This is a genomic window from Paenibacillus rhizosphaerae (assembly GCF_014192015.1).
Lineage (GTDB): Bacteria > Bacillota > Bacilli > Paenibacillales > Paenibacillaceae > Paenibacillus_AQ > Paenibacillus_AQ rhizosphaerae.
On record NZ_JACHXJ010000001.1, the window covers coordinates 904,335 to 916,933 of the forward strand.

The following is a 12,599-nucleotide window of genomic DNA, read 5'->3' on the forward strand; positions in this document are numbered from 1 at the left end:
ATGACGATCCCTTTCACTCGAAAGCGGTTCCGTTTCAGAAGGCGATCCAAGCTGTTCAGGCTGAGCCGGTTTGAGGTGCTGATTACCTTGCTGCTGGTGCTGCTGAGTGCGTTCATGCTGCTGCCGCTCGTTTACATTTTCAATCATGCATTCAAGCCGTACGATGAATTGTTCATCTATCCGCCGACCATATGGGCACGCCAACCGTCGCTGCAAAACTTTATCGAGCTGTTCAATATTACATCGGAACAAGTTGTGCCGGTTACGCGCTATATCTTCAACAGCTTGGTCGTCGCCGTGCTCAGCGTAGTTGTGGTCACGCTGGTCAGCGCATTATGTGCGTACCCGCTGTCGAAGCATAAGTTTCCCGGTTCCCAGCTCGTGTTCGCGACGATCATGCTCACTATGCTGTTCGCGCCGGAGACAGTAACGATTCCGCGGTATCTCGTCGTCAGCCATTTAGGCATTATGAATACGTATTGGGGTCACGTCCTGCCCATGGTTGCCGTACCGGTCGCCGTCTTTCTCATGAAGCAGTTCGTTGACCAAATTCCGGACGATCTGCTCGAGTCGGCACGGATGGACGGGGCCCGCGAGTTTACGGTGTTTCTGCGTATTGTCGTGCCCGTCATCATGCCTGCTGTCGCCACCATCGGCATTATTTCGTTCCAGACCGCCTGGGGCAACGTCGAATCGTCCACGTTATTTATGCAGAACGAAGAGATGAAGACATTCCCTTATTTTGTATCGACGCTGACGGCGAATATGGCCAACAGCGTGGCAAGACAGGGGGCGGTCGCGGCGGCGGCGCTGTTCATGTTTATACCGAACCTGATTATTTTCCTTGTTTTCCAAAGCAAGGTGATCGCAACGATGGCCCATTCCGGCATTAAATGAATCACGGGAGGAGAACTTATGAAGCCGGCAAAGTTGAAAATAATCCGTCTCCTGTGGGGCTTGTTGGCTGTGTGCCTCGTATGGGTCGGTTATCCGGCGGTTGCATCCGCCGATTATCCTTATGCAACGAATTATAGAAGCGAAACGGATCCGCTGGTATGGACGCAGGCCGCATTCGCGCCGGAGCAGGTGCTGGGCCGGGATATTTTCATCCCTGATCCGGAGGATCCGCAGAAGCAGGTGCTCTCGCCGCTTGCGCAGCCCAGCGACCTGTTCGTCGATTCGCAGGATGTTATCTACGTCGCCGATACAGGCAACAATCGGATCGTCGTCTTCCAGCGGGACGGAACGTTTGATCGGGTGCTCCCGGCGCTTCCGGAAAAGCCGCTGTCAAGCCCGAAGGGACTGTACGTTGACGGGAAGGGCCATATTTATGTGGCCGATACCGGCAATGCACGGATCGTGATGCTTGATTCAGACGGAAAGCTGCTGAAGGAATATACGCTTCCGAAATCGCGTTTCATTCCCGAAGGATACCGCTTTGAACCGATCAAGGTCGCGGTGGATAAGCGGGGATACGTATACATCGTCTCGCTGGGTAGCTATAACGGGCTCCTTCAGCTTGATCCTGACGGCGGTTTCGTCCGATTCTTTGCTGCGAACAAGGCGCCGTTCACGCTGCTGGACTCCATTAAGCGGAAAATTTATACGAGAGCGATGTACGAGAAGCAAATCAGCAAGCTGCCTCCTGCGATCAACAATGTAAATATCGACGAACGCGGTTTTGTGTACACCGTTTCGTTTGGTGAACAGCTGAAGAGCTCGCAAGTGAAGAAGCTGAATTACGCTGGTAAGGATTTTCTCGCTTCCGATAACTCGACGGGAACGAGCAACGATACATTCGGCGAAATCCGGTTTGCTGCTGCAACCCAGATCCCGAACTTAACCGATATCGCCGTTGACCGGCTCGGGAATTTCTCCGTCATCGACAGCGATTCGAAAGTGATCAGCCAATATGACACGTTCGGCAACCTGCTGTTTTTCTGGTCAGGCGACGCAAGTCCGAACACCACGCAGCTCGGCATCGTGAAGAGCCCGGCGGCCATCGACATCAATTCCCAGAACGAGATTTACATTCTGGACAACAATGCAAACCTGATTCAGAAGTTCCGCCAAACGGAATTCGGCGCACTCGTCTATAAAGCAAACAATTTGACCATCGACGGAAGATATAAGGAAGCGGAGCCCGTCTGGCGTGAAGTGCTGCATCTGAACGCGTATTATACGCCGGCCGTTATCGGCCTCGCCCAAGCAGCGTATTCCCGCGGGGATTATCCGGAAGCGAAGAAGCTGTACCTTCAGGCAGGCATACAAAAAGGGTACTCCAATGCGTTTTGGCAAATCCGTCTCGAATGGCTGCAGGATCGGTTCGGCCTCTTAATGAACATCCTGATTGGCGTCATTGTCCTGTACATTCTGTACAGGATCGCTGCGAAACGCTATCCCGCGCTGAGCCGGTTAAGGCTGTCGCGTATCCGGCTGACCTCGCGGTTTATAGGGCAATTAAGGCACACCTTCTATGTTCTGCGGCATCCGGTTGACGGCTTCTATGCGCTCCGGTATGAACATAAAGGCAGTTACCTGAGCGCATGCGTCGTTCTCGTGCTTGCCTATATCTCCTATGCCGTCATCCGATCGTATACGAGTTTTTCCTTTAACGCCGAGGCGATCAAAGCGCTGAGCGCAACGACCGTATTTCTGCAGTTTTTCCTGGTATGGGTCGGATGGGTGATATCGAACTACCTGGTGAGCAGCATTATGCGCGGCGAAGGCCGGTTTAAGGACGTATTTATCGGCAGCTCCTATGCGCTTACGCCGTTCATCGTCGTAGGTTTGCCATTAACGCTTATATCAAACGGCATGTCGTTGAGCGAAGAGTCCATCTATCAATTTCTTCATCAAGGGATGTACGTATGGGTGTTTCTGCTGCTCATCTGGAAGGTGATGTCGATTCAAAATTATACCGTTGGCGAGACGGCCGTTAATTTACTGTATACCGTCGGTACGATGGTTATTATCGGAGTGCTGTGCTTCATCCTGTTCGGTCTGTCGACCGAGCTGCGCAGCTTCATCTACTCGATCGTTCAGGAGGTGTCGGTGCGTTGACCAGGGCAAGAAAGCGAGACTTCAACTTCAAGCTGACGAAGCTGCTTCCCGGAACCGTTTGCATCCTGGTTGCAGCGGCGGCCGGCATCTACATATGGACGCATTCCGTCAGCGGAACATCAAATGTCACCGAGCAAGCGCAGGCGGCAGAGGCCGCCATTCCTGCAGATTTGAAACCGGCTGTCAGTACAAGCGGCGATTTACCGAATGATGCCGACTTTGAGCAGGTAGCAGAAACAGGCAAGCTGGTTCTGTATGCGGATAAGCACACCGGACATTTCAAGGTCCGTGACAAAAGGGACGGCCATGAACTGAGGTCGTACCCGAATCCGGAAGATTGGCCATATGAAACCATCAGCGGCAATTGGCGCAGCAATCTGCTCTCCCCGATTATGATGGAGACGATCGACACGGCTAAACAGACCGAGGTTCTGGTAAGCAGCTTGCTGTCGCAAAAAGGCGGCATCATGAGCTGGAAACCGGTCGAGCACGGATTCGCGGTCACTTTCGCGCTTCCTTCGCTTCAATTAATAATTCCGGTCGAGGTCACGATTAAGGACGATTACGTGGAAACAAAGGTTATTGATTCGGGCATTGCCGAAGGAAAGAACCAGCTGCTCAGCTTAAAAGCCTATCCGTTTCTGGGCGCTGCACAGCCCCGCGGGCAAGAGGGGTACATTCTGCTGCCGGACGGTTCGGGCGCGATCTATAACCTGAAGGAGAATATCACGAATGACCGCAGCGTGTACCGTGAGCCGATTTACGGCCCCGACAGCGCGTACGCCCCGATATTTACGAACCGGAAGCCGGTCACGATGCCGATCTACGGCATCAAGTCGGGCGGCAGCGCTTTTCTGGCTGTAGCGGATCAAGGGGCGGAATACGGCGCTATTTATGCGGCCCAAGCAGGCGTGTACAGCAAATATGCCTGGGCTACGATTGAGCAGGAATATCGCATGCAGTACTTCCAGCCGACCTCGGTCGATCAAAAGACGGGTTTTAATACGTACAGCAAAGTCAGATTCGGGGAGGACCGCGCGGTCCGTTATTACGTTCTTCCCAAAACGGAGAGTGATTACTCCGGTATGGCCGCAAGGTACCGTCAATATTTAACCGAAGAGCAGAACATGAAGCGGCTTCAGACAGCCGGCTCACCGCTTCCTTTATTTCTCGATATCGTGGGCGGCGATTCGCAGAAGGGCTTCCTTCAGAACAAGTTTATTACCGGAACGACGACGGTTGAGGCGCAGTCGATCCTGGATCGCCTTCATTCGCAGGGCATCCCGTTCATTGTGGCCACCTATCAAGGATGGCAGACCGGAGGGGTCAGCCGGTTCGGGTTCGGGACGCAGGTTGATAAGCATCTGGGCGGCAACACAGGTATGAAAAGCCTGGCTGAGTACGCGAAGTCAAAAGGAGATACGCTTTTGCTCGAGACGAATTACACCTTGAATACGGACGGCGGCGATTTTAACCCGAAAAGGGAAGCGATGCAGGATCAGGCAGGAGGAATACTCAAGTTTAACCGCCGCGAGGCGAACGATCAGATTGCTTTGGTCAGTCCGGCGGTGTCGCTGGACAGGATCAAGAGCCGGATCGATTCGTTTAAGGCGCTGGGAGTCGATGGACTGGCGCTTGCCGGCACGGGCTCGAGCCTGGACAGCAACTATAACCGGAAATACGCGGCAAACCGCAGCGAGGCTGCGAAACTGCAGCAGGAATTTATCGATACGGTCAAGTCGGAGTTTTCCACCGTGAGCACGATCGGCGGCAACGCTTATGCTCTTCAGAAAACGAATGCCGTCCGGTCCATTTCAGGGGACTACTCTTACGATTTGTTTTTGGATGAACCCGTGCCGTTTGCGCAAATGGTACTGCATGGCTTGGTCCCATATACGATGAACTGGGGGAATGCAAGAGACGAGTATCAAAAAGACTTCCTGCGCAGCATCGAATACGGGGCTGCTCCGGCCTTTGGCGTGATGCAGGCAAAGACAGAGGAGATGAAGCGTGCATACTCGGTTTGGCAGTACAGTCTGAACTTTGACGAGTGGGAGCCATCTATCCTGCAGGAGTATAAGCGATATAGCGAAGCGCTCGGGGATGTTCAGGACCAGTTCATCATGAGTAACCGGACGGTCGCTCCCAATGTGAAGGAGACCGTATATGCGAATGGGAAGAAAATTATCGTGAACTACAACAATACGCAAGTCACGGTGGCAGGACGGCAGATTCCAGCAAATGATTTTATCGTCGTGAAAGGAGGAGAGGGGTCATGAGCGGCTGGATTCGGATAAAGAACGTTTTCACCCAGCGGTATGAGGGGATATTGCTCATCTTGCCCTGGATCGTCGGGTTCCTGTTATTCGTTTCGTTCCCCCTCTTTTATTCGCTGTATATGAGCTTTCACAGCGTACGCATTACCGGGAACGGTATTCTTACCGAATTCGTCGGATGGAAGTATTATTCGAATATTTTGTTCCAGGACGGCGGCGTCTTTTACGATCAGCTGCTTCCGTTTCTGCGGCAGGTGCTGTTTATGATTCCAATCATCGTCATCTTCTCGTTTATGATTGCGATCATGCTGAACCAAAAGTTTTTCGGGAGGGGCTTGTTCCGGGCGGTCTTCTTTCTTCCGGTCATTTTTTCATCGGGCAACGTCATCCAGCGTTTCCTAAGCCAGGGCCGAGGGGAGCTCGGGTTCCTCGAGAAATATTCCATCTCGACGGCGCTCACGCAATACTTGCCTGCTTCCTGGTCAATGCCAATCGTCACCGTCCTGAATTCCTTCATCCTGATTCTATGGTATTCCGGCGTTCAAATTTTACTGTTTCTTGCGGGACGGCAGACGATCTCGTCATCGGTGTACGAGGCCGCTCGTATTGACGGAGCCAATCCATGGGAAGTGTTCTGGAAGATCACACTGCCGGCGATGATGCCCTTTGTGCTCTTGAATACGGTTTACACGGTCGTAGACTTGTTTACGTTCCCCGGGAATCCGATCATCGCGAGCGTCAATCCGACGCAGTACGGCCCTACGAGCGCGCTGATTTGGGTATATTTCATCATCATCCTGCTGTTCCTGGGGCTTGTATTCCTGGTGCTGGGAAGAGCGGCTCGGGGCACGACATTTACGAGGTAGGGGGAGACCACGATGGAGAAAGTGATAAACGTCCTGCGGAAGCAGCATATGCGCTCCGGTTTATACGGGCTTGGCGAGCGCCTTAGGGTCCTGCTGTTCGGACGTGAAGCCGATAAGGGGCTGATCTTCCGGCTGTTCATTTACATTGTGCTGATCGAAACGGCATACCTGTATTTGAATCCTATACTTTATATGATTTCTACCATGGTTAAGGGACTGAGCGATTTACTGGATCCGACTGTAAATTGGATCCCGAAGTCGATCTATTGGGGACATCTGAAAGAAGCATGGACGTCGCTGAATTACCCGGTTTCGTTCGGCGTCAGCGCCAGCCTGTCCCTCGCATCTTCGCTCATTCAGCTTATTTCCTGCGCTATGGCGGGTTATGCGTTCGCGAGACTAAAGTTTCCGTTCAAGAAATTTTGGTTTGCATGCCTGATCTTCACGTTCATTATTCCGCCGCAGGTCACCGTGCTGCCATTGATTTTGATGTACAGGGAAGTAGGATGGGTTGACACGTATTTCCCGATGATCATCCCCACGCTGTTTGGGCATGGACTGAAGGGCGCGCTGTATGTCATCATTTACCGTCAGTTTTTCTCTGTCCTCCCAAAGGAGCTGGAAGAAGCGGCGAAAATCGACGGTGCGAGCATATACCGCGTTTTCTTCAAGGTGATGCTGCCGATCGCGACGCCCGCGATTGTCGTCGTGTTCTTGTTCTCCTTCGTATGGAGCTGGAACGACAGCTATTTTCCGATGATGTTCCTGTTCAAAATGCAGGATGTGCCGCTGTCCATTGCGCTGGCGAAAGCGACCGCCGCCACGGGCACCAATGAAGGCAAAATATTCGCGCAGTCGATCGAAATGGCAAAGTCATTTTTATCCGTGATGCCGCCGCTCGTCTTGTATATGTTCACGCAGCGCTGGTTCGTGGAAGGCGTTGAGCGGACCGGTCTGGTCGAATAGCAATGGAATGGAGGAGCTTATAAACTCATGGAGATGCAAGAAGTCGAACGCTGGGGAATGTTTGAAATCGCATTAGAGGGGCCTGCGGAAGGAAATCCGTTTCAGGATGTGGAACTGTCGGCGGAATTTCAATACCGGAACGACCGGATTGCCGTTGACGGCTTCTATGACGGGGCGGGGATATACCGAATCCGGTTCATGCCAGACCGGGAGGGCGCTTGGCGTTTCATCACGAAGAGCAGCGCCAAGGAGCTCGACGGTCGCTCGGGTGACTTTGTATGCACGAAAGCATCATTTGAAAATCATGGACCGGTTCGCGTACGCAAAGGCTATTTATTCGAATACGGGGACGGAACGCCTTTCCTGCCATTCGGTACGACATGCTACCACTGGACCCATACGGGGGACGAGGAGCATGAGCGGTTAACGATAGAGGAGCTCCGGAAATCCCCGTTCAACAAGGTCCGAATGTGCCTGCTTCCCACGCGGGATATGCGTCCGGGCGCGGTAGCATATGAGGGAACATGTCCAGAAGACGCGGACACAACCCGGTTTAACCCGGCTTTCTTCGCCCACTTGGAAAAATGCATACATGAGCTGATGCAGATCGGAGTCGAAGCGGACCTCATTCTGTTCCACCCTTACGATAAGCAGGGGGGATGGGGCTTCAACGGCTTGTCAAATGAGCAGGATTTCTTTTATTTGCGCTACGTGATCGCGCGACTTGGCGCGTTTCGCAATGTATGGTGGTCGTTATCGAACGAATACGATTTTAACCGGATGAAGACGGTGGAGGATTGGGACCGGCTGCTCCTATATGTGCAGCGCAGAGATGCTTACCAGCATCTTCGTTCGATTCATAACGGAACCAAGATGTATGAGCATGCCACCGTATACGATTTCACCAAATCGTGGCTCACGCATCAAAGCATTCAGCATTGGGATGCGGGTGCAACGACAGAACTGCTGGCCAAGGCGCACAAACCGGTCGTTATCGATGAGATATCCTATGAAGGCAATGTCGCTAAACGCTGGGGAAATATTACGGGTCTCGAACTGATGGACCGGTATTGGGAAGGTATGACGAGAGGCGGTTTCGTTGCGCACGGCGAGTGCTTCGAGAATAAACCGACCGGTGCCTGGATTTCGCGCGGAGGAAGGCTGTACGGGGAAAGCCCCGAACGCATCCGTTTCCTGCGGCGGCTGATTGAAGAAGGACCCGAGGATTGGATGGGTGCGCGTGAGGAAGGCTCCTATGCGCTGATTTATTTGGGCAAATATCGCTTCTCTTCCTATAAACTGTCGATGCCTTCCGACCGGCAGTACCAGATCGAGCTCATTGATATTTGGAACATGTCGGTATCAAAAGTAACAGGCACATATACGGGACAGAGCGAGGTGACGCTGCCGGCCCAGCCTTATATGGCCTTGCGCCTCCAGGCAGTATGAGAGAGGATGTTCAAAAAGTTGTCTTCCGATGACGAAGTAGTTCAAGGAGCGGAATCGACGTAGAATCTTGAATTCAGCCGGGCCAAAGCGGGTGCTTCCGAAGGATGTTTCTTACAGAAACATTTCAGTACGTAGATCTGTCTACGCTCCGCTACTTAGTCCCTAGCTTTCAGCTCAAGCGTTTTGAAAAAACGCACTTCGGAAGCATACGCTTCGGTCCTAGAAACCCGACTTTTTGAACTTACATTTTGAACTTACATTATGAGAGAGGAGAGGAAAACGATTGATGCAATTCGAAGACACGGTCAGGCGTTGGGATGCGTTTGAACTGCGGCTTCCCTCTGATCCGGATGACGCATTGTACGCGGAAGCAGGGCTCCGCACTGTATTTGCAAAGGGAACGCGGCAGTTGTATGCGGACGGCTTTTACGACGGGAACGGCTCGTTGATCGTCCGCTTCATGCCGGACGAACAAGGGGTGTGGTCGTTCCATGCGGATGGTCCGTCGCTCCCTATCGGCGGATTGAAGGGTGAGTTTTTGTGCCTGCCGGCGGATGCCGGCGTGCATGGGCCTGTACGCGTGGCCGACGCAACGCATTTTGCCTATGCGGATGGAACGGCTTTTACGCCATTTGGTACGGAACTGTCAGCATGGCATATCCAGGACGATGCATGCCGTGCCAAGACGATCCATACGCTGCAAGCGTCGGTTTTCAATAAAGCCCGTATGAGTTTGATGCCGAATGCGGAAAACAGAGGACCGGGGGAAACTGTCTTCTCGCCGTTCGCGGCCGGCGAAGGCGGCAAGCTGGACTTCGATCGCTATAACCCGGCTTATTTCGCCAGATTGGAGGAATGTCTGCAGGCGCTGGGCCAGCACGGGATCGAGGCGGAGCTTACGCTCTTCCCGGCAAATGAAGCGGATATTCAGCTGACGCCGGTGCAGGAAGAACGTTACATCCGCTATGTCGTATCGCGTTTGGCGGCTTATCGGAATGTATGGTGGACGATAGCCGATTTGGGAGACGGCACGCTGCGACGGGATAAAGATTGGCGGTGCGGCTGCCGAACCGTCCGTGAATGCGATTACGGCCAGCATTTGCTTACCGTTCATGGTGCGCCTGCTGCGTATGATTGGGGGGCTCCTTGGCTGACCCATATCAGTCTCCGGCATGAGGAGGTAACAATTGCCTCAACCTTTACGCTTCAGTATGAGAAGCCGGTCATCATTGACCACTGCGGTTATGAAGGAACCGGGCCGGGAAAAGAAAACGCCTTGCCGCCGGAAGAGCTGGTGTACCGGATTTGGGAAGGCCTGACCCGCGGCGGATATGTGACCCATGGTGAAGCGCTCATCGGCTCCGGGGACACGTGCTGGTCCATTCATGGCGGCGAGCTGCAAGGGGAGTGCTGGCCGCGCATCGATTATTTGCGCAAGCTAATCTCTGATGCGCCGGAATTTTTGACGTACAACAGAATGCGTCATGACGTATCGACGATAGAGCGGCAAGGCGATTACTCCCTGTCTTATTTCGGAGCACATCGCTGCACGTCACGCTTATTCGCAATGCCGGGCGGCGAATTCGCGGTGGATCTGATCGATACCTGGAATATGAAGCTCGAGAGGCTGGACCAGACCTTTCAGGAACGGTTTGTGATCAAGCTGCCGGGCAAGCTGTATTATGCACTTCGTCTCCAAAAGGTTAGCGATGTTCCGGTAACCGGCACCATTACAGAGCAGGAACAAGAACCGCTGCTGGCCGTAGGAGACGGGGATTGATCCTGTCCGGATGTAGAAACGATAGGGAAGGAGCGTGGCAGAATGAAGACATTCCGGCTGGCAAGTCGTGCCGGTAATCGAATCGTTGAGCTGCGGCAGTCGGACAACGATATTGATTGGCAGCTGACTAGCGGGGGAGACGCCAAGCCTTATTTTAGCGATTCGTTAAGCCGTATGGCGGTGTGCTCCCAAGGGCGTCCATGGCGCGCCGATCGGATCACGCTTAAGTCTTCGCGGGTCGAGTGCGATGACGATATGCTGCGCGTGGCCGCGGATTGCGGTGAGCTCCACCTTGCGATCGAGCTGAGCTTCGATGCGGAAGGACTGCTCCGCGTGGATGTGACATGGGAAAACACGGGAGACGTGACTTTGAAAGACGCCGCCGTGGGCCTGGAATGGGAGCTTGGCACCCGCGGCAAAGAGAACGTGACCATTCCGCATATGATCTACAATAACAATCCGTCCGCCGATCCGGCAAGGCTTGTACCGCGTCTTGGCGTCGGGGAGTTTCAGGGGTTCATCTGTGAAGAGCACCGGCTGCCCATTCCATGCGTCAACGTGGAATGGGAGGAGGATAAGGGTCATCAAAGGTCGTTCACCTTGTTCTCACTGCCCTCTTATATCGAGTCGGAGGACGGCACCGTTCATTACGGCTCGCTCGGCGCATACAGACGAAACGGAAATATTTCGCTGACGGCTATGAGCGGCGTGCTGATGTTCAACGGCGAAAAGGATATCGTCTATGTGAGTAAAAGCTTGACGGGACCTTATGACGGCGGCTATACCGATTTTCCCCCGGGTTTCTCCCTAACAAAGCATTATGTGTTGGAATGGGGTCCGCAGCAGGTGCCGGGCCGGGCCTTCTCACAGGTCGTTCACCGCGCTGTCCGGCTGTATGAGCCGAGAGGGGCAGCCCCGCATTCAATTGATGAGCTGATCCGATTGAAGACTCTGGCGATGGATGACCGCTGGCGGGAGACGGAGCAAGCTGCCGGTTATGTGAAGTTCAATGACCGGAATGCATTCGGCCTCGTTTCGAAGCATGGGCTGCATTATATGTACGGCTGGACGGGACAGTGCCTGAAGCTGGCGTGGTGCGACGCTTTTATCGGATTCGGCGAGCGGGATTCCGAACGCATGCTGCGGTGCAAAAAAGCGGTGAGCTTTTACCTGAAAGGAAGCGGTACCGCGGTGCCCGGGCTTCGCAGCAGCTCGTACCATCTGTCAGACGGCCGCTGGGAAAATTTCCATCGGCAGCTGGAGGCGGTCGTCTCAAGCCGTGCCTTTGGAGAAACAGAGAGCGACTTGGCGGACATTATTCTGTTATTCCGCAGCAGAGGCGAGGCGGTGCCGGAGGATTGGACGGATGAGCTTAAACGATCCGCGGATTTCCTGCTCAGCGCAGCCATGCCTTCAGGCATTTTTCCGGCGAGCTGGAGCTTGGATGGGCAAGCAGCCGAGACGGAAATTACGGCTGCCGGCATTCCGTGTGTCATCGCATTACTGAAAGCTTACCAGGTTACGGGCGAAGCCACCTACCTCCAAGTCTCGACATCCTCCATGGAACGCTATTATGAGCTGCATGCCAAGACCTTTGAGCGACCATTCGCACGGTCCACGCTGGATGCAAGATGCGAGGACAAGGAGGCGGGGATGTTTTTCTTCATCGCGGCCTATGAGCTGTTCCGGCTGACCGATGAAGCTGAGTACCGGGAATGGGCCGAAATCGCAGCGGACTGGATTCTGACTTATGTGTATCTGTGGAATCCGGCTTATGATCAAGGATCAGCGTTTAGGGAACGGGGATTCAATGCCGTGGGCTGGCCGGGCGTGAGCGTGCAGAATCATCACCTCGACGTCTTCTTTCCGACGTATGAGCTGTGGCAATTCGGACGCCTTACTGGAAACGAAATGTACGTTCGCCTGGCCCGGACGATCTTTGACGCCCTTGGCCAGGGCATTTGCACCAAGCCGGGCGAGTGGGGATTTACCGTCGTTGGAGAACAGGCCGAAGGATTTTTTCAATCCAATTTTCAGGGGCGGGGGCGCTCCAATACCTGGAATCCGTCATGGGTCATTTCGGAGGTGCTTCATCATGCCCTTCGTTTTCGGGCTGCCCTGGCACAAGAGGATGAAGCGCTTCAAGGAAGGGTCAATTATCACTGACGATTTCGGGGAACCGGGATCGGCGGTGTTTAG

At 53.8% G+C, this 12,599-nt stretch carries 8 protein-coding genes; all 8 read left to right on the forward strand.

The features are described from left to right. The gene (locus tag FHS19_RS03955) at nt 1–897 is read left to right on the forward strand and encodes a carbohydrate ABC transporter permease (RefSeq protein WP_183578883.1); all 897 of its coding nucleotides are present in this window, start codon (nt 1–3) and stop codon (nt 895–897) included. A gap of 18 nt (nt 898–915) precedes the next feature. Continuing rightward, entirely contained in the window at nt 916–3,063 is a 2,148-nt protein-coding gene (locus FHS19_RS03960; RefSeq protein ID WP_183578886.1) for a YIP1 family protein, read from the forward strand. Continuing rightward, the gene (locus FHS19_RS03965; protein ID WP_183578889.1) at nt 3,060–5,342 is read left to right on the forward strand and encodes a DUF5696 domain-containing protein; all 2,283 of its coding nucleotides are present in this window, start codon (nt 3,060–3,062) and stop codon (nt 5,340–5,342) included. The genes FHS19_RS03960 and FHS19_RS03965 overlap by 4 nt, the downstream gene beginning before the upstream one ends. Then, on the forward strand, nt 5,339–6,205 hold the full coding sequence (locus tag FHS19_RS03970) for a carbohydrate ABC transporter permease (protein WP_183578893.1): 867 nt from the start codon (nt 5,339–5,341) through the stop codon (nt 6,203–6,205). The genes FHS19_RS03965 and FHS19_RS03970 overlap by 4 nt, the downstream gene beginning before the upstream one ends. Before the next feature lie 12 nt (nt 6,206–6,217). Beyond that, nucleotides 6,218–7,171, forward strand: coding sequence for a carbohydrate ABC transporter permease (locus tag FHS19_RS03975; protein WP_183578896.1), 954 nt, complete (start codon nt 6,218–6,220; stop codon nt 7,169–7,171). A 27-nt stretch (nt 7,172–7,198) separates the two neighbouring features. After that, entirely contained in the window at nt 7,199–8,620 is a 1,422-nt protein-coding gene (locus FHS19_RS03980) for a DUF5060 domain-containing protein (protein ID WP_183578899.1), read from the forward strand. A gap of 286 nt (nt 8,621–8,906) precedes the next feature. Beyond that, nucleotides 8,907–10,400 carry a DUF5605 domain-containing protein gene (locus FHS19_RS03985; RefSeq protein WP_246426486.1) on the forward strand — a complete coding sequence of 498 codons (1,494 nt, stop codon included), beginning with the start codon at nt 8,907–8,909 and terminating at the stop codon, nt 10,398–10,400. 42 nt (nt 10,401–10,442) lie between these two features. Then, nucleotides 10,443–12,566 carry a hypothetical protein gene (locus FHS19_RS03990; RefSeq protein ID WP_183578905.1) on the forward strand — a complete coding sequence of 708 codons (2,124 nt, stop codon included), beginning with the start codon at nt 10,443–10,445 and terminating at the stop codon, nt 12,564–12,566. The last annotated feature ends 33 nt before the right edge of the window (nt 12,567–12,599 follow it).